Consider the following 17,595-nt stretch of genomic DNA (forward strand, 5'->3'; position numbering starts at 1 on the left):
CGCTCGACGGGGAAGTCGCGGGTGTAGCCCGCCCCACCGAACAGCTGGACCGCGTCGGTGGTGACCTTCATCGCGACGTCGGAGGCGAAACACTTCGACGCCGAGGAGATGAACCCGAGGTTGCCCTCCCCGCGCTCGGCACGCGCCGCCGAGCTGTACACCATCAGCCGCGCGGCCTCGATCTGCATGGCCATGTCGGCGATCATGAACTCCACGCCCTGGAACTGGCTGATCGACTTGCCGAACTGCTTGCGGTCCTTGACGTAGGCGATCGTCTTGTCCAGCGCACCCTGCGCGATACCGACCGCCTGCGCACCGATCGTGGGCCGCGTGTGGTCGAGGGTCTGCAGCGCGGTCTTGAAGCCGGTGCCCTCCTCGCCGATGATCCGGTCGCCCGGGATCTCACAGTTCTCGAAGTGCAGCTCCGCCGTCGGCGAGCCCTTGATGCCGAGCTTGCGCTCGAGGTTGCCCACCGAGAAGCCCGGGTCGTCCTTGTGCACCATGAACGCCGAGATGCCGTTGGCACCCTTCTCCGGGTCGGTGACGGCCATGACGGTGTACCAGGTCGACTTCCCGCCGTTGGTGATCCACGCCTTGCCGCCGTTGAGGACCCAGCCCTCGGAGGTCTTCTTCGCGCGGGTGCGCATCGACGCGGCGTCTGAACCGGCCTCGCGCTCGGACAGGCCGTAGGACGCCAACGCGCCGTCGGCGATCTCCGGCAGGACCTTCTTCTTCAGGTCGGCGTCGCCGGCCAGGATCAGACCCATCGTGCCGAGCTTGTTCACCGCCGGTATCAACGACGCCGACGCGTCGACGCGGGCGACCTCCTCGATCACGATGCACGCCGCGACCGAGTCGGCACCCTGACCGCCGAACTCCTCGGGCACGTGGATGGCGTTGAACCCCGACGCGTTGAGCGCGTCGAGCGCCTCCTGCGGGAAGCGCGACTTCTCGTCGACCTCCGCCGCGTACGGCTCGATCTCCTTCTCCGACAACGCACGGATCGCCTCACGCAGCGCATCGTGCTCCTCGGGGAGAGCGAAGACATCGAAGTCCGGGTTGCCCGACATTGCACTCACTCCTCATCGGCCGTGCGGGTGGGGTGTCCGGCGGGTGCGCCGGAGGGGTCGGCCGTCCCCTCGATGCTAACCCCCGCCCGGCCACACAGTTACTGACGGGTAACCGGGTGACTCCGGTGGTGGTGCAGGTCACGGGGATGGCAGGCTGGCCGACGTGGCCGACGACACCCTCGCCGATTTCGAGCGCACCGAGTTCTCCGCCCACGGGCGCTCCGCCCCCGTCTACCGCCTCGGCACCGGGCCCGCTGTGATCGTGATGTCGGAGATGCCCGGCATCACGCCCCGGGTCGCCGACTTCACGCGAACGGTCGCGTCGATCGGGTGCACGGCGGTGATGCCCCACCTGTTCGGCGTCGACGGGAAGGACCCGGTGGCCGGTCCCGTCGTGGGCCAGCTGGCGACGGTCGCCCGGGCACTGGTTCCTGCCTGCATCAGCCGCGAGTTCACCGTCCTCGCGACGGGGAAGTCCTCCCCCGTCACGGCCTGGTTGCGGGCTCTGGCCGCCCACGAGCACGAGCGCTGCGGTGGTCCCGGCGTCGGCGCGATCGGGATGTGTTTCACCGGCGGTTTCGCGCTGGCGATGGCCGCCGACGACCGGCTGCTCGCCCCTGTCCTGTCACAGCCGTCGCTCCCGTTCGGTCTCGGTCGGAAGGCGAAGGAGGGCATCGACATCTCGCCCGACGAGCTCGCGACGGTGAAGAACCGCTGCGCCCGGGGCGATCTCACGGTCCTGGGGCTTCGCTTCGAGGGCGACAAGATCTCACCGCCGCAGCGGTTCCGGTGGTTGCGCGAGCAACTCGGCGACGCCTTCACCGCGATAGAACTGCCCGACTCGTCGGCGCGACAGGATTCCCCGATGCCGCCGCACTCGGTGCTCACCGAGCATCTCGTCGACGCCCCCGGTGAACCGACCCGGGCCGCCCTCGACGAGGTGCTCGACCTGTTCCGGCGGCGGTTGCTGACGCAGGACTGAGCCGACCGGCCCGATCGGCCCTCAGTCGCCGAGCAGGGTGCGGCGCAGGGCCGCGTCCTTCTCCTCCACCATCGCCTCGAGGTCGCGGGCGAACGCCGCGAGACGGGCGCGCAGCACGTCGTCGCCGGTGGCCAGGATGCGGACGGCGAGCAGGCCCGCGTTGCGCGCGCCACCGACCGACACCGTCGCCACCGGGATGCCCGCGGGCATCTGCACGATGGACAGCAGCGAGTCGAGACCGTCGAAGTGCTTGAGCGGCACCGGGACCCCGATCACCGGCAGCACCGTCGCCGACGCGACCATGCCCGGCAGGTGCGCGGCGCCGCCCGCGCCGGCGACGATCACCGAGATGCCCCGGTCGGCCGCACCGGACGCGTAGTCGAGCATCTTGCGCGGCGTCCGGTGCGCGGAGACGACACCGACCTCGAACGGCACGTCGAACTCGGCCAGCGCGACGGCGGCCGGTTCCATCGTCGGCCAGTCGGAGTCGCTGCCCATGATCAGCCCGACGCGGGGACCGCTCGCGCTGGTCCCGATGGGGTCGGACGGGGTCGGTGCGGTCATGGCTCCCTCTCGGTGGCGCGGGTCGGGTCCGGGCGGGTCAGGTCCGGGCGGGGTCGGGGACGTCGGTCGCGGCGTGCGGGTCCCACCCGTCGGTCCACACCCCGGTCGACAGCCAGGTCGCGGCACGCTCGGCGCGTTCGCGCACGGTCGCGACGTCCTCGTCGGGTCCGCCGACGATGTTGACGTGGCCGATCTTGCGCGCGCGGCGTTCACCCTTGGCGTAGAGGTGCACGTGCGCGTCGGGCATGCGGGCCATCAGGTGGTGGACCCGCTCGTCCATCGACATCGCCGGCGTCTCCGACGCGCCGAGCACGTTGGCCATGACGGTGACCGGCGCGAGCGCGCGGGTCGCGCCGAGCGGGTAGTCGAGGACCGCACGCAGGTGCTGCTCGAACTGGCTGGTGACGGCACCGTCCATGGTCCAGTGACCGCTGTTGTGGGGCCGCATCGCGAGCTCGTTGATGCTCAGCGCGCCGTCGTCGGTCTCGAACATCTCGACGGCCATGACCCCGACGACGCCGAGGGTCTGCGCGATCTGCAGCGCGATGTGTTCGGCCTCCTCGGCGCGCTCGTCGGACAGCCCGGGCGCGGGCGCGATGGCCACCGCGCACTGTCCGTCGCGCTGGACCGTCTCGACGACGGGCCACGTCGCACCCTGGCCGAACGCCGACCGCGCCACCATCGCCGACAGCTCCCGGCGCCACGGCACCCGCTCCTCGGCCATCACCGGCGTGCCCGACGCGGTCGCGTCGGCCAGGACGTCGAGGGCCTCGTCGAGGGAGTCCGGCAGCCACACCCCGCGGCCGTCGTACCCGCCGCGGATCGCCTTGATCACCACACCGTCGGCGCACGACTCGACGAACCCGACGAGGACCTCCCCCGGGTCGTCGGCCCCGGACAGGTCGACGAACCGCGGGACGGGCAGACCGAGCTCGGACAGCCGGTGGCGCATGACGAGCTTGTCCTGGGCGTGGATGAGCGCGTCGGGCGGTGGCAGCACGGAGACGCCCTCGGCGACGAGGGCGTGCAGGTGCTCGGGCGGGACGCCCTCGTGGTCGAAGGTCAGGGCGACGGCCCCCTGCGCCGCGCGGCGCAGGTCGTCGAGGCTGTCGTGGGACCCGATGACCACGTCCGCGGAGACCGCCGCGGCCGGGTCGTCGGGGGACGCCGCGAGCACCCGCAGCGTCTGTCCGAGCGCGATCGCGGCCTGATGCGTCATGCGGGCCAGCTGCCCGCCGCCGACCATCGCGACCGTCGGGAGACCCACCGGATTGCGTCCACTCACGGCTGACCATCGTGTCATGACACGCGCTCCGACCTGCGTCGCGGGCCGCACCATCGCGCGGGGAATTCGCGTCGGGGCCTCGATTTCGTACACTCGGTCCTTGTGTCGTTCATCGACGGGCTCCTCGCCCGTACCCCGGGCCCCGTCCGGCGCCTGGCTCTCCGCCACCACGAGCTGATCAAGTTCGCGCTGGTCGGCGGCACCACGATGGTGTTCGACATGGCCATCTTCTACGGCCTCAGCCTGTCGGTCCTCGAGCAGAAGCCGGTGATCGCGAAGGTCATCTCGGGGACCCTGGCGACGCTGCTCAGCTACTTCCTGAACCGCGAGTGGGCGTTCAAGAACCGCGGGGGGCGCGAGACCCACCACGAGGCGCTGCTGTTCTTCGTGATCAGCGGCATCGGGGTGGTGTTGCAGGCGGCGCCGCTGTGGTTCGCCAACAACGTCTTCGACATGCGGTCGCACCTGCCGGTCGCCGAACTGGTGATCGTCGACTTCGTGCTCGGCTACATCATCGGCAACATCCTGCAGATGGCGTTCCGGTTCTGGGCGCTGCGCAAGTTCGCGTTCCCCGAGACCCAGGGCGACGAGGACGCCGAGATCGAAGCGCTGGCGACCGGGCAGGTCACGCTCCGTCCGGACGTCGAGCCCGACCCCACCCCCTAGACGGCGGTCAGCGCGGTTCGCGCGCGGCCCGGGCGAGCACCGGTTCCCCGTCGGCCCGCAGGCTCCCCGGCGTCCCCGTGATGGGACCACCGGCCGTGGTCGGCACGACGATCGTGAACGCGGCGGGCACGCGACTGGTCAGTTCCAGGCGACCGCCGTCGGCCTCGATGAGGGCCCGCGCCAGCGACAACCCGACACCGCTCGAGCCGCCGCCCGACCACCCGCGACGGAAGATCTTCGGCACAAGGTCGTCGGACACACCGCTCCCCTCGTCGCGGACGGTCACCCGCAGCAGGTCGGCGCCGTCGAGTCCGGAGACCTCGACGGTGCAGCGACCCGCACCGTGTCGCAGCGCGTTGTCGACGAGGACCGACACCGCCTCGCGCAGCCGGCTCGGCGTCGCCCAGGCGGTGCGGTCGCCGACGTAGGACGCCACCACCTCGCGGCCCTGCCGGGAGAACGCGTCGGAGAAGTCGTGGACGAGCGGGTCGATGGTGTCGTCGACGGCGATCGGCGCGGTCGGCCGGACACCCGCGTCCCGGGAGACGGCGATCAGCTCGTCGAGCTCGGCGTTGAGCCGCTCGGCCTGCGCGTGCGCGGCCTCGGCCTCCTCGACGACGTGCGGGTCGGGATGCAGCGACAGCTCGTCGAGACGCAGCTGGATGGCCGTCAGCCGACTGCGGAGCTGGTGGGACACCTCGCCGACGATCTCGCCCTCCCGCTCGAGACGCAGGGCGATCTCGCGGTTGGCGACCTCGAGAGCGCCGGCGAGGCGGTCGAGTTCGGCGATGCCGTGCGTGCGCCAGGCCGTGTGGAAGTCGCCCTGGGCCATCCGGGACGCGCGGTCGGCGAGGTCCTCGAGGGGATCGGCGAGACGACCCGCGGTGACCGCCGCGACCACCGTCCCCCCGGCGACGGAGGCGGTGAGGATCAGCGCGACGACCCCGATCGCGGTCCACTGGTCGCCACGGACCTCCTCCAGCGGGATCCGCATCGTCACGGTCCCGGCGTCGCCGAGGCTCGCCGACTCCGACACGGTCGCCCCGCGGATGTCGTCGCCGACGGCGGTCCGCACCAGACCGGCGCCCGACGGGTACTCCAGCTCCAGGCGGCCGTCGGGCGGCAGCAGCAGTCGGAACGGGGCGACGTCGAGCTGTTGGCCCGCCAGGTCACCCGACTCCTGGTCGATGAGCTCCGACGAGACGCGCTTGAGCCGCTGGTCGAGGTCCTGGTGGGCGTTGTCGTCGATCCACCACCACGCCGTCACCATGAGGGGCAGCCCGAGCAGCACCCCGATGCCGACGACCATCGCCAGCATCGACAGCAGGATCCGCCTGCGCACCCGCCCGCCTAGTCCGGGTCGAACCGGAAGCCGACGCCGCGCACGGTGACGATGCGCTTCTTCCGGCCCGCCTGGTCGTCGCCGATCTTGCGGCGCAGCCACGACACGTGCATGTCGAGGGTCTTCGACGATCGCAGGTCCGCCGACCCCCACACCTCGGTGAGGATCTCCTCCCGGCTGACGACCTCCCCGCCGCGTTCCATCAGGAACCGCAGCAGGTCGAACTCGCGGTTGGCCAGCGTGGCGTCCTTGCCGGCGACCAGCACGCGGCGGCCGCGGGCGTCGAGCTGGATGTCGCCCGCTTCGAGAACCAGGTCGACGCCCTGCTTGCGGCGCAGGAGCGCCCGCACCCGGGCGAGCAACTCGGCGAGACGGAAGGGTTTGCCGACGTAGTCGTCGGCACCGGCGTCGAGTCCGACGACGAAGTCCACCTCGTCGGTCCGGGCGGTGAGCATGAGGACGGCGAGCTGGGGTCGGACGCTGCGGATCCGGCGGCACACCTCGAGCCCGTCCATGTCGGGCAGGCCGAGGTCGAGCACGAGCAGTTCGAAGCGCGGGTCACGGGCGCGTTCGAGGGCGTCGGGACCCGTCGAGACGATCTCGCACCCGTACCCCTCACGGGTCAGCGCGCGGGCCAGCGGGGTGGCGATGGCCTCGTCGTCCTCGGCCAGCAGTACGTCCGTCACGGCGCCACGATACCGACGGTGGACGCGATCACGGCCGATCCGCGCCGCTCAGCGCGCCCGACGGCCCGGATCGACCTCGGTGTCGAACACCTCGTGGTACAGCAGCGCGTGGACCTTCTCCACCTGCGGGATGTCGTGGAAGGCCAGCGGGTCGTCGGAGGCCGACTCGATGATCAACGTCCCCGTGCGCAGCATGCGGTCGAGGAGGCCGTGGCGGAACTCCACCGAGTTGATGCGCTGCAGCGGGATGTCGATGCCCGACCGGGTGAGGATGCCGTTCCGGAAGGTGACACGCCGGTCGGTGAGCACGAAATGCGTGGTGCGCCAGGAGACGAGCGGCCGCAGGAAGAACCACACGACGACCACGGCCCACACGACCGCGATCACGATCCACAGCACCGACCGCGTCGACGAGGACAGCTGCGACGACCCGGTGAACCCGGCCGCGACACCGGCGAGGGCGGTGACGACGAGGAACCCGATCGTCGGCACGACCAGCGCCTTCCAGTGGGGGTGGCGGTGCACGACGACGTGCTCGCCCTCGGCGAGGATGTTCTCCGGATAACCCACGGCACCGGCCCTTCGGTGTGGTCGCGACGAGCCCCTGACGGCAGTGAAAGTAGCGCATACCCGGCACGGTTCCCCGCCGATCACGACGGTCGTGCTCGGTAGACTCACGCGAGACGCGGGTGACGACCCCAGCTGCGGAGGTGGCCAGATGTACCCGAACGACCCGTACGACAACCGGCGGCGGGACGGCGGCGGCGCCTGGGACGACCGGACCCGCGCCTACTCGGCCGATCCGTATGCCCGTGACCAGTACGCGCAGGATCCCTACGCCCAGGACCAGTACGCCGACCCGGGGTACCAGCAGCAGTACGCCGCCGAGCCGGCGCGCAAGGCTCCCCGCCCGCCGCGGCGGGGTCCGCAGATCAACATCGGGCTCTTCATCGGTGGCGTCGTGGCGACCGCGGTCGTGACGGCGCTGGCGTCGTGGCTCGTCGCCTGGATCATCCGGGTCATCAGCCAGCGCATCACCGAGACCGGGAAGTTCGGGGTGTGGAACCCGGTAGCGCAGGACGAGTACTGGTTCGCCGTCGTGGGTGGGCTCTGCGCCCTGTTCGCCGGGGCACTCTGGTACGTCCTGCAGCTGACGACGCCGTCGCCGGATCAGTTCTTCGCCTGGATCGTCGGCCTGCTGGTGATCGCCGCGGTGGTCCTGCCGTTGCTGCTGTCGCGGGAGATCTCGACCGGCATCGGCACCGCGGTGATGCACCTCGTGATCGGGCTGCCGATCCTGTTCCTCATCCGCGCGATGGGTGCGCGCAGCGTCGAGTACCGCTGACGCTCACCCCTGCACGCGCAGGTGGGTGACGTCACCGGCGGCGACCGCGGTGGTCGTGCCGTCGGACGTCTCCACCACCACACGACCGAGGTCGTCGACGTCGACGGCGACCCCCTCGAGCATCCGGTCGCCGGGGAGTTCCACCCGCACGGCACGCGAGAGGGTCGCGCACGCCGCGCGATAGCGGTCCGCGACGGCGGCGGTGTCGCCGGGCCAGTCGGCCAACTCCTCCGTGAGCGCGGCGAGCACCGCGCCGGCGAGCTCGGACCGGTCGACGGTCCGCCCCGTCGCGAGGTTCACCGACGTGGCCGTCGGCACCGGCAGGTCGTCGGGCTGCAGCCCGGTGTTGATCCCGATGCCGACCACGGCGCACGGCCGCGTGCCCGGCGCGAGCTCGGCGAGGATGCCGGCGACCTTGCCCACCTCCCCGGCCGACCCCACCGGGAGGAGGACGTCGTTGGGCCACTTCAGCCGCACGTCGACGCCGCCCACCTCGGCGACCGCCCGCGCCACCGCGACCCCGGCGGCGAGGGGCAGCCATCCGAGCGCGTCGCCCGCGCCGGGCGCGGACGCGTCGACCGTCACCGACATGGTGAGCGTGCCGCCCGGCGGGGCGGTCCACATCCGGCCGTGCCGGCCCCGGCCCGCGGTCTGACGCTCCGCGACGAGGGCCACCCCCGGTACGGGGTCGGTCGCACAGCGCGCGACGAGGTCGGCGTTCGTCGAGCCGGTCTCGGCGACGACCTCCACCGACCACCCGCCGCCCGCGCGATCGGCGATGCGTGCGGCGTAGAGGTCGGTCGGTGCGGGGTCCATGGCGATCACGCTAGTGCGCCGCGCGACCCGACCCCGGGCCTCACTCGTGTCCCCGGTCCCACCGACCGAGCGACCGCTCGCTAGCATCGTTCCCCATGACGACTGCCTCGACCGACAACGATGGTGCACCCGACATCCACACGACGGCCGGAAAGCTCGCGGACCTGCGCGGACGCCTTGCCGAGGCGGAGCAGCCGGTCGGCGCCGAGGCCGTCGAGAAGGTGCACGCGAAGGGCAAGCTGACCGCCCGCGAGCGCATCACCCACCTCCTCGACGAGGGGTCGTTCGTCGAACTCGACGCGCTGGCGCGGCACCGCAGCACCAACTTCGGGCTCGCGTCGCGTCGGCCCCTCGGCGACGGCGTGGTCACCGGGTACGGCACCGTCGACGGCCGCGAGGTGTGTGTCTTCAGTCAGGACTCGACCGTGTTCGGCGGCAGCCTCGGCGAGGTCTACGGCGAGAAGATCGTCAAGGTCATGGACCTCGCGGTGAAGACCGGCCGCCCGCTGATCGGCATCAACGACGGTGCCGGCGCGCGGATCCAGGAGGGTGTCGTCTCCCTCGGCCTGTACGGCGAGATCTTCCACCGCAACGTCCGCGCGTCCGGTGTCATCCCGCAGATCTCGCTCATCATGGGCGCGGCCGCGGGTGGTCACGTCTACTCCCCCGCGCTCACCGACTTCGTCGTCATGGTCGACAAGACCAGCCAGATGTTCATCACCGGCCCCGACGTCATCAAGACCGTCACCGGTGAGGACGTGACGATGGAGGACCTCGGCGGTGCCCACACGCACATGACGAAGTCCGGTACCGCCACCTACGTCGCCTCCGACGAGGAGGACGCCCTCGACTACGTGCGCGAGATCCTGTCCTACCTCCCCAGCAACAACAAGGCCGAGCCGCCGCGCCTGCCCGTGGACGAGCCCGCCGCCGGGTCCATCGAGGAGACCGTCAACGAGGAGGACCTCGAGCTCGACACCCTCATCCCGGACTCGCCGAACCAGCCGTACGACATGCACGAGGTCATCGCCCGGATCCTCGACGACGACGAGTTCCTAGAGATCCAGGCGCAGTACGCCACCAACGTCATCGTCGGCTTCGGCCGCGTCGACGGCCGCAGCGTCGGCATCGTCGCCAACCAGCCGACCCAGTTCGCCGGTTGCCTCGACATCAACGCCTCGGAGAAGGCCGCACGCTTCGTCCGGACCTGCGACTGCTTCAACATCCCGATCGTGACCCTGGTCGACGTCCCGGGCTTCCTGCCCGGCACCGAGCAGGAGTACAACGGCATCATCCGCCGCGGCGCGAAGCTGCTGTACGCCTACGGCGAGGCCACCGTCGGCAAGATCACCGTCATCACCCGCAAGGCCTACGGTGGCGCGTACGACGTCATGGGCTCCAAGCACATGGGTGCCGACGTCAACCTCGCCTGGCCGACCGCGCAGATCGCCGTCATGGGCGCCTCCGGGGCCGTCGGGTTCGTCTACCGGTCGCAGTTGAAGGAGGCCGCGGAGAAGGGCGAGGACGTCGACGCCCTGCGCCTGCGGCTGCAGCAGGAGTACGAGGACACCCTCGTCAACCCCTATGTCGCGGCCGAGCGCGGCTACGTCGACGCGGTCATCCCGCCGTCGCACACCCGGGGCCAGATCGCCACGGCCCTGCGGCTCCTCGAGCGCAAGATGGTGTCGATGCCGCCCAAGAAGCACGGCAACATCCCGCTGTAGACCGTCCGGCCGACGACCCTCAGGAGAGACCGTGAGCGACGAGACCACCCCCGCGGCCGACGACGCGCCGGCGCGGCCCGCCCTGCGCATCGTGCGCGGCAACCCCGACGACGTCGAGATCGCCGTGCTGACGGCCGTGCTGTCGGCGGCCGGTGGCGGCACACCCGCGCCGGACCGACCGGAGCGGAACCTCTGGGGATCGCCCGAACAGCGCCTGCGCCCGTCGTGGGCACCCGCCCCCACCGGGTTCCTCAACGTGCACTTCTCCCACTGACCGCCCGGGTCCGCGTCGTCCTCGGGTCGGCGTCCCCGGCGCGGCGGCGGGTGTTGATCGACGCCGGCGTCGATCCCGTCGTGCGCGTCTCGGACGTCGACGAGGACGCGGTCGCGGCGACCGTCGACCCCTCGTCGGGACCAGGCGCCGTCGTCACCGCCCTGGCCGAGGCGAAAGCCCGGGTGGTGGCGGACCGTGTGGCCGCCGAGGACCCCGACATCGCCGAGGACTGCGTCGTCATCGGCTGCGACTCGATGCTGTTCCACGACGGCGAACTGACCGGCAAACCCCACACCGCCGCCGCGGCGACGGCGCAGTGGCACCGGCTGCGCGGACGCAGCGCCGAGCTGCTGACCGGGCACAGCGTGCTGCGGATGACCGCCGGCGTCGTCGTGGGGACCGCGTCCGCGTCGACGTCGACCACAGTGCGCTTCGCCGACATCGACGACGCGACGGTGACCGCCTACGTCGCCACCGGTGAGCCACTCGAGGTGGCCGGCGCGTTCACGCTCGACGGACGCGGCGGGTGGTTCGTCGACGGCATCGACGGCGACCACTCCGCGGTCATCGGCATCGGCCTGTCCGTGGTGCGCGGTCTGTTCGCTCGGCTCGGTGTCGCCGTCGCCGACGTGTGGGACTCAGCCGCTCCGGACGTCCAGCAGTAGTCCCCACCGGCCGAGTTCCCGCTCGACGACCGACGCGATGTCGTCGCGGGCGACCGGGTCGACCGCGCACACGGTGACGGTGACCGCGTCGCCGTGCTCGACGGCCCACAGTGCGATGCCCGGCAGCATCCGTCGTGCGAGGTGCGGGGCCGCGGACCGGGCGGCCGCCCGCACCAGCACCGTCCGCGCCCGCGCGTGGCGCCACGTCAGCAATGCCTCCGGCGCCGGTCCGAGATGCGAGACCGACACGTCGGGGCCCGGGAGGGACGTGACGACCCGCCGCAGGACCCGCGCGGGCAGCAGGCGCGCGATCCGGGCGACGGCGTCGTCGCCCGCCGGATCCCGCAGGGCCGCACGGATCGTCGACCGCAGGACGGCGAGGCCGGTGTCGGGCGTGGGGTCGTCGGACACCGTCACGGCGACGCCACCGGCGGTGTTGGCGGTGGTCGAGTCCCCCTCGCCACGCCGGTCGACCGCGAGCGTCACCCGGACCGGTCCGTTCGCACCACCCCGCGCCGCGACCACCCCGGAGTGCCGCGCCAGCCCGGCGCCGACCGCCGCGAGCAGCGTCGTGGCCGTACCGCCGTGCTCGTGCGCCGCCGCACGCCACCGCGCGAGGTCCAGGGTGACGACGTGGTGGGTCGGCGGGCCGTCGACGGCCCCGGACCGCGTCGGCGCGGTGCGGGTCGAGGCGGGCTTCGGTGCGGCAGAGGGCGTCCTGCGCAGCGCGTCGGCGGCGCGAACGGCGTCGACGACCGCCGCCGCGGCGTCGGCGGAGTCGGCGATCACCCGGCGCACCCACCCCGGCTCGTCGGGCGCGCAGGACACGTCGACCGGGGCCGTCCGGTCGAGCGCCGCGACGGCGTCGGCGACGGTCTGCACGAACCGCCGGCCGTCGGCGAGGACGTGGGAGGCGACGACCGACACCGCGCGGCCGCCGGTCGTGAGGGCCACGGTGGCGACCTGCCATCCGCGCGCACCCACCACGTCGACCGGCGCCTCCACCAGATGTCGCTGCGCCCACGCGACGGCGTCGTCGACCGGGGTCGTGTCGACCCGGGTCGAGGCCGCACCGGTCGGTCGCACCCAGGATGGTCGTGCCCCCGGCACCGTCGGCCGCCGGACGGCGCGGTCGAGGGGGCCGCCGACCAGACGGTCGACGAGGTCCCGGGCGACGTCGGGCCCGGGGTCGTCGTCGAGCACGACAACGACCTGCATCGGGGCGACCACGCCGACCGTCGACTCGAGCAGCAGGTAGGCCTCGTCGGTACCGCCGAGGCGGGACGTGCTCACAGCACCGCGTGGGGCAGATCCCACGCGTCCAGCTGCGCCTCGACCAGATCCCGCAGCACCTCCGGCGCCCCGAACCGGTCGGGGTCGACGCCGCAGACGGCCATCGTCGCGGTGTCACCGTGGTGGGTGAGCCAGGCCAGCAGGCCCGGACGGCATCGTCGCCGACGATCGTCGGCGGACATCCCGCGCACCGCCGCGCGGGTGAACTGCACGTGCGCGGTCTGCCCGCCCATGCGGAGCAGGTCGGGCTCGACGGCCCCGAGGTTCGACACCGTGGTGTGCGGAGACGGGATCAGGGCGGTCAGCGCGAGCACCGCGCGGGACGGCAGCAGCCGGACGACGGGCTGCACGTTGTCGGCGGACATCTCCGCGCCGCGCTCGGCGTACTCCGCCAGAGCGCGCCGGGTCTGCGACCGCATGCCGGTGAGGTCGACGGGTCCGTCGAGTCCGCCACGGGTACGGATCCACACCCCTCCGGAGGCGTTGGCGCGGGCGTCGTCGTCGCCCGCGCGGCGGTTCACCGCGATGCAGATGGCGGTGGTGTCGTCGTCCGGGATGCCGGCGCGCTGGGCGATCCCGCCGATCAGGGCGCAGAACAGGGTGTTGACGGTGCCGCCGTGCTCGGCCGCCCGCGCGGCGAGCGCGTCGGCGTCGAGGGTCACGAGGAGGTGGCGGACGGGTGGGTCCGGATCCGGGGACGTGGGCCTCGGCAGCGGTCGCGCGGGCGACGGCCGCCCCAGGTCGACGACGGCCGGTCCGTCGGGCACGCCGTCCCGACGCGACCGCAGACCCGTCACGGCGGACGCGGCCAGTCGCGCCACCGCACGCAGCGCGGCGACGAGTTGTCCTCCGGCGTCGCGGAGGTCGTCGGCCACGCCGCCCCGCAGCGAGCCGGCTCCCACCGGCATCGCGTCGGCGAGCAGTGCCCGACGCAGACCCGACCCGTCGCATACGACGTGCGAGGCCAGGACGGACACGACGCGGCCCCCGTCCGTGGTCGGTGCGGTGGCGACGTGCCAGCTGCGACCCCGGGTCGGTCGCACCGACGTCGAGTCGAGGTGGTCGGCGAACCATCGGGAGATGCGCTCGGGCGCGACGGCGGCGACATCGGCACGCATCGGTTCGGGCGGGCCGGCGGCGACCCACCGGTGCCGCGCGAACGGCACACGGGTCGTCGCGATCGCCCGGTGCACGGGACCGGCGGCGAGCCGGGCGTGGATCCGCGCCACCGCCTGCTCCCCCGGGTCGGTCGCGAACACCCACCCCATCTGGATCGGGGTCTCCACGCCCGCGAGCGCCTCGACGAGCATGAACGTCTCGTCGGGTCCGGTCACCCGCGCGTCGGTCGGCGCCGCGGTCACCACAGGCGGTGCGGCAGACCCCATGCGGTCAACTCCTCGGACAGGACGCGGTGCAGCACACCGGCGTCGGGGACGGCGGACTCGTCGAACGCGGCGACGGACAGCGTCGTCTCGGCTCCCGCCTGCAGCACCCACGACTGCAGTCCGTCGCCGAAGCGGTAGGGCAGGTCCGGGACGACCGCCTGGGCGTCGCCGCGGAATGCCACCCCGCGGGCGGTCGACGAACCGAGACGCAGCAGGTCGTCGCCCCACGACCCGATGTTCGACGTCATGACGTCGGGCATGCCGCTCCCGGCGGTGACCGCCCGCACGGCGAGTCCCGGCGGGACGACGGTCACCAGCGGCGTCAGATGGACGGTCGGGTCGCGACGACCCGCGTCGAGCGCGACGTAGGCGGCCTTGCACCGCGACCGCACCGTGGCGAGGTCCTTCTCCGCCGCGGCGTCGAGGTAGACCGAGACCCCGGCGGTGGCGTTGGCGCGCCCGTCGTCCTGCGCCCGACGACTCACCGGGATGCCCACCTTGACCGGCTCCCCCGGTGGCAGCGCTCCGGTCCGCCGCAGTGCCCCGGCGATCACCGCGACGAACAGCGTGTTCTCCGTGCCGTCGTGCCGACGGGCCGCGGCCAGCCACTCGTCGGTCGGCACCGACACCACGGCCCAGCGGACGCGGGCCTGCGGCGAGCGCTGCGCCAGAGGGGCCCGCGGACCGCGGGGGTCGGGCGCGGGCGCGCTGCGCCGCAGGAGACCGCCGGCGAGCACCCGGGCCAGGCCGACCGTCCCCAGCGCGACCTGCCGGACGGCGTCCACCGCATCGGCTGCGACACGTCGGCCGGACGCGGGCGGCGGACGGACCGGACGGGGGATCCGCGCATCCGGGGCGGCGGATGCGAGCGCCGCGGCGGCCGCACGGACGAACCCCTGACCGTCGGTGACGAGATGCAGGGTGCACAGCGACAGCGCGTGCCCGCCGTCGTCGAGTGGTGCCGCCCGGAGCCGCCAGCACCGACCCTCGGACGCGTCGAGATCGACCGCGTCCAGCTCGTCCCGGGACCACCGCGCGACCGCGTCGGCGCGGATCACGTCGTCGTGGAGGACGGGCAGCGACGCCGTCGAGGGTGCCCAGCGGGGCCGGGCGCCGGGAACCGTCGGAGGACGGACCCGACGGTGCAGCACGCTGTCGTGCAGGCGCGCGGCGACGCCGTCGACAAGGCGTGCGTCGAGAGGGGCGGGGAAGACCCAGACCAGTTGCAGGACCACCGACCAGCCCAGGGCTCGGTCGACGAACCAGTAGGTGAGGTCGGGCCCGTCGAGCCGGGCCGCGGTCGCCGCCTGCGCCATCGTCTGGACACTAGTGGCGGCCCGACGGGCCCGCCGGATGAGCGGACATGACGCGCGCCACAGTCGTTTCCGCGTGCTGGACCTGCGGGTTCACGATCTGCACGTCGTGATCGGTCACGCTGCATCACGTCACGACGGGTCCGACCGCTAGCCTGTTCGCGTCACACCACAGGCCCTTGGGGGGACCACCGATGACCACGACCTCGAACGGGGCTGCCCCGAGCACCGCGCGGGTGGGCAGGCATGCCCGTCCCGACCCGGCGGACGGCCCCGTCGAGCCCCGGGCGTGGGCGCCGCCCGCCGAGTCGTCGTGGACACCGCGGGACGAGTCGTCGTGGACACCACCGCTGGACGCGGCGACGGCCCTGCGACGAGGCCGATCCGCGTCCGCGGCCGTGGAGGTGTCCGGTCTGACCAAGGAGTTCGACGGCAGGCGCGTCGTCGACGAGATCGACTTCGTCGTCCCGGCCGGGACCGTCTGCGGACTGCTCGGGCCCAACGGTGCCGGCAAGACCACGACGGTCCGGATGCTCTCCACGCTTCTGCGACCCACCTCGGGGTCCGTCACCGTCCTCGGCCGCGACGTCGTCGCCGACGCGACCGCGGTGCGCAGTCTCATCGCGCTGACCGGTCAGTACGCCTCGGTCGACGAGGACCTCACCGGGCGCGAGAACCTCGAGATCTTCGGTCGCCTGCTCGGGCTGCGGGGACGTGAGGCCCGGGCACGCGCCCGCGATCTAGTCGACCGGTTCGGTCTCACCGACGCCGGCGACCGTGCGATCCGGTCGTACTCGGGCGGCATGCGACGGCGACTCGACCTGGCTGCCAGCATGATCCGGCGCCCGGCGCTGCTGTTCCTCGACGAGCCGACCACCGGCCTGGACCCCCGCACCCGCAGCCAGCTGTGGGACATCGTGCGGTCGGTCGTCGACGCGGGCACCACCGTCGTGCTCACCACCCAGTACCTCGACGAGGCCGACGCGCTCGCCGACCAGCTCGTCGTCATCGACCACGGACGTGTCGTCGGCCGCGGCACCCCCGAGAGCCTGAAGCGCTCGGTCGGCGACTTCTCGCTCTCGATCCGCCTGATCGATCCCCACCAGTCGGAGCGGGCCGCGTCGACGATGCGGTCGCTGCTGCACGCCCCTGTCGACGTCGACACCCGCACCGGGGCGCTGACGGGGCCGGTCCCGGACTCCGCCCGCGCCGCGCAGGTGATCGCGGCCCTGACCGCCGAACGGATCGGGGTGGGCGAGTTCGGCGTCCACACACCGTCTCTCGACGACGTCTTCCTCGCCCTCACCGACGAGGCGAGACCGGCATGAGCGTCGCCGACACCCGGACACCGGGGTTCGGGGACATCCCGGTCGCGGGAGTCGTCGAACGCATCTCCGTGCCGAAGGCGGTGCGCGACACCCTGACGATGGCCCGCCGGGGGCTGTTGAAGTTCAAGCACAACCCACAGTTGCTCGTCGACGTGACGATCGTCCCGGTCGTGTTCACGGTCATGTTCGCGAGCATCTTCGGCGGCGTGATCGCCGGCGGCGTGAGCGGCTACCTGCCGATCCTCATCCCCGGTGTGCTCGTCAACGTCGTGACCACCTCGACAGTCGTCGTCGGCATCCAGCTGCGCGAGGACATGGACAAGGGTGTCTTCGACCGGTTCGTGTCGTTGCCGATCGCCCGCATCGCGCCGCTGTCGGGATCGCTCGTCGCCGCGAACCTGCGGTATCTCATCGCCGCCTGTCTCACGCTCACGGTCGGGCTGGTCATGGGATATCGGCCGGGGAGCGTCCCGGGGACCCTCGCCGCCGTCGTGCTGGTGGTCTTCTCCGCCTTCGCGCTCAGCTGGCTGTTCGCCCTCATGGGCGTCATGCTGTCCAAAGCGTCCGCGGTGCAGGGGTTCTCGGCACTGATCCTGACGGTGTTGGGGTTCATGTCGAACGCCTTCGTGCCGCCGCAGACCATGCCGTCGTGGATGCAGACCGTCACCGAGATCAACCCGCTCTCGCAGCTGATCTCGGCGGTCCGCCTCCTCGCGGCGCAGGGTCGGGTCGACGAGCACCTGGGCTGGTCGCTGTTCGGTTCGGTCGTCCTGATCGCGGGGCTGGCACCGCTGACCGTGAGGATCTACCTGAAGAAGCTCTGACCCGCGTCGCCGGCGGCGCGGTCGACGACAGAG

Annotated in this window: 18 protein-coding genes; 8 read left to right on the plus strand and 10 right to left on the minus strand. The window is 72.5% G+C overall.

The features are described from left to right. Positions 1-1,070, minus strand: a 1,070-nt coding sequence (locus LX12_RS07350) for an acyl-CoA dehydrogenase family protein (protein ID WP_253653903.1), incomplete at its 3' end; no start/stop codon positions are given. A 163-nt stretch (positions 1,071-1,233) separates the two neighbouring features. Between LX12_RS07350 and LX12_RS07355 the strand changes: the two genes are divergently transcribed. After that, positions 1,234-2,052, plus strand: coding sequence for a dienelactone hydrolase family protein (locus LX12_RS07355; RefSeq protein ID WP_253653904.1), 819 nt, complete (start codon positions 1,234-1,236; stop codon positions 2,050-2,052). A gap of 21 nt (positions 2,053-2,073) precedes the next feature. Here LX12_RS07355 and purE read toward each other — a convergent pair whose 3' ends face one another. Next, a complete protein-coding gene (purE, locus tag LX12_RS07360; RefSeq protein ID WP_253653905.1) occupies positions 2,074-2,616 on the minus strand; it encodes a 5-(carboxyamino)imidazole ribonucleotide mutase in 543 nt (180 codons plus the stop codon). A 37-nt stretch (positions 2,617-2,653) separates the two neighbouring features. After that, complete coding sequence (locus LX12_RS07365; RefSeq protein ID WP_372504953.1) at positions 2,654-3,919, minus strand: 5-(carboxyamino)imidazole ribonucleotide synthase; 1,266 nt, start codon at positions 3,917-3,919, stop codon at positions 2,654-2,656. A gap of 84 nt (positions 3,920-4,003) precedes the next feature. Between LX12_RS07365 and LX12_RS07370 the strand changes: the two genes are divergently transcribed. Beyond that, positions 4,004-4,567, plus strand: coding sequence for a GtrA family protein (locus LX12_RS07370; RefSeq protein WP_253653906.1), 564 nt, complete (start codon positions 4,004-4,006; stop codon positions 4,565-4,567). A gap of 7 nt (positions 4,568-4,574) precedes the next feature. On the opposite strand, the gene LX12_RS07375 is transcribed toward LX12_RS07370, so the two are convergent. From LX12_RS07375 to LX12_RS07385, 3 genes are read right to left on the minus strand one after another with little or no spacing between them, the layout of a single operon-like run. Then, positions 4,575-5,909: a HAMP domain-containing sensor histidine kinase gene (locus LX12_RS07375; protein WP_253653907.1), complete on the minus strand. Its 1,335-nt coding sequence runs from the start codon at positions 5,907-5,909 to the stop codon at positions 4,575-4,577. A gap of 8 nt (positions 5,910-5,917) precedes the next feature. Then, complete coding sequence (locus LX12_RS07380; RefSeq protein WP_253653908.1) at positions 5,918-6,595, minus strand: response regulator transcription factor; 678 nt, start codon at positions 6,593-6,595, stop codon at positions 5,918-5,920. A 48-nt stretch (positions 6,596-6,643) separates the two neighbouring features. Next, positions 6,644-7,165 (minus strand): PH domain-containing protein, encoded by a 522-nt coding sequence (locus LX12_RS07385; protein ID WP_253653909.1) that lies wholly within the window; start codon positions 7,163-7,165, stop codon positions 6,644-6,646. A gap of 148 nt (positions 7,166-7,313) precedes the next feature. On the opposite strand from LX12_RS07385, the gene LX12_RS07390 reads away from it, so the two are divergent. Continuing rightward, a complete protein-coding gene (locus LX12_RS07390) occupies positions 7,314-7,940 on the plus strand; it encodes a DUF6069 family protein (protein ID WP_253653910.1) in 627 nt (208 codons plus the stop codon). A 3-nt stretch (positions 7,941-7,943) separates the two neighbouring features. On the opposite strand, the gene LX12_RS07395 is transcribed toward LX12_RS07390, so the two are convergent. Further along, positions 7,944-8,756 carry a biotin--[acetyl-CoA-carboxylase] ligase gene (locus LX12_RS07395; protein ID WP_253653911.1) on the minus strand — a complete coding sequence of 271 codons (813 nt, stop codon included), beginning with the start codon at positions 8,754-8,756 and terminating at the stop codon, positions 7,944-7,946. Positions 8,757-8,851: 95 nt separating this feature from the next. Here LX12_RS07395 and LX12_RS07400 point away from each other — a divergent pair, with 95 nt between their 5' ends. From LX12_RS07400 to LX12_RS07410, 3 genes are read left to right on the plus strand one after another with little or no spacing between them, the layout of a single operon-like run. Beyond that, the gene (locus LX12_RS07400; protein WP_253653912.1) at positions 8,852-10,480 is read left to right on the plus strand and encodes an acyl-CoA carboxylase subunit beta; all 1,629 of its coding nucleotides are present in this window, start codon (positions 8,852-8,854) and stop codon (positions 10,478-10,480) included. Between the two features lie 31 nt (positions 10,481-10,511). After that, positions 10,512-10,754: an acyl-CoA carboxylase subunit epsilon gene (locus tag LX12_RS07405; protein WP_253653913.1), complete on the plus strand. Its 243-nt coding sequence runs from the start codon at positions 10,512-10,514 to the stop codon at positions 10,752-10,754. Continuing rightward, positions 10,751-11,419, plus strand: a complete 669-nt coding sequence (locus LX12_RS07410; protein WP_301284367.1) for a Maf family protein — start codon at positions 10,751-10,753, stop codon at positions 11,417-11,419. The genes LX12_RS07405 and LX12_RS07410 overlap by 4 nt, the downstream gene beginning before the upstream one ends. On the opposite strand, the gene LX12_RS07415 is transcribed toward LX12_RS07410, so the two are convergent. From LX12_RS07415 to LX12_RS07425, 3 genes are read right to left on the minus strand one after another with little or no spacing between them, the layout of a single operon-like run. Beyond that, entirely contained in the window at positions 11,393-12,712 is a 1,320-nt protein-coding gene (locus LX12_RS07415) for a hypothetical protein (protein ID WP_253653915.1), read from the minus strand. The genes LX12_RS07410 and LX12_RS07415 overlap by 27 nt on opposite strands. Then, the gene (locus LX12_RS07420) at positions 12,709-14,097 is read right to left on the minus strand and encodes a hypothetical protein (RefSeq protein WP_253653916.1); all 1,389 of its coding nucleotides are present in this window, start codon (positions 14,095-14,097) and stop codon (positions 12,709-12,711) included. The genes LX12_RS07415 and LX12_RS07420 overlap by 4 nt, the downstream gene beginning before the upstream one ends. Beyond that, positions 14,070-15,413 carry a hypothetical protein gene (locus LX12_RS07425; protein WP_253653917.1) on the minus strand — a complete coding sequence of 448 codons (1,344 nt, stop codon included), beginning with the start codon at positions 15,411-15,413 and terminating at the stop codon, positions 14,070-14,072. Before LX12_RS07425 ends, LX12_RS07420 begins: the two co-directional genes overlap by 28 nt. A 191-nt stretch (positions 15,414-15,604) precedes the next feature. Between LX12_RS07425 and LX12_RS07430 the strand changes: the two genes are divergently transcribed. Both LX12_RS07430 and LX12_RS07435 read left to right on the plus strand, forming a co-directional pair. Next, on the plus strand, positions 15,605-16,738 hold the full coding sequence (locus LX12_RS07430; RefSeq protein WP_253653918.1) for an ATP-binding cassette domain-containing protein: 1,134 nt from the start codon (positions 15,605-15,607) through the stop codon (positions 16,736-16,738). Continuing rightward, positions 16,735-17,562: an ABC transporter permease gene (locus LX12_RS07435; protein WP_253653919.1), complete on the plus strand. Its 828-nt coding sequence runs from the start codon at positions 16,735-16,737 to the stop codon at positions 17,560-17,562. Before LX12_RS07430 ends, LX12_RS07435 begins: the two co-directional genes overlap by 4 nt. Positions 17,563-17,595 lie beyond the last annotated feature (33 nt).

The sequence above is a fragment of the Williamsia serinedens genome (assembly GCF_024171725.1).
GTDB lineage: Bacteria > Actinomycetota > Actinomycetes > Mycobacteriales > Mycobacteriaceae > Williamsia_A > Williamsia_A serinedens.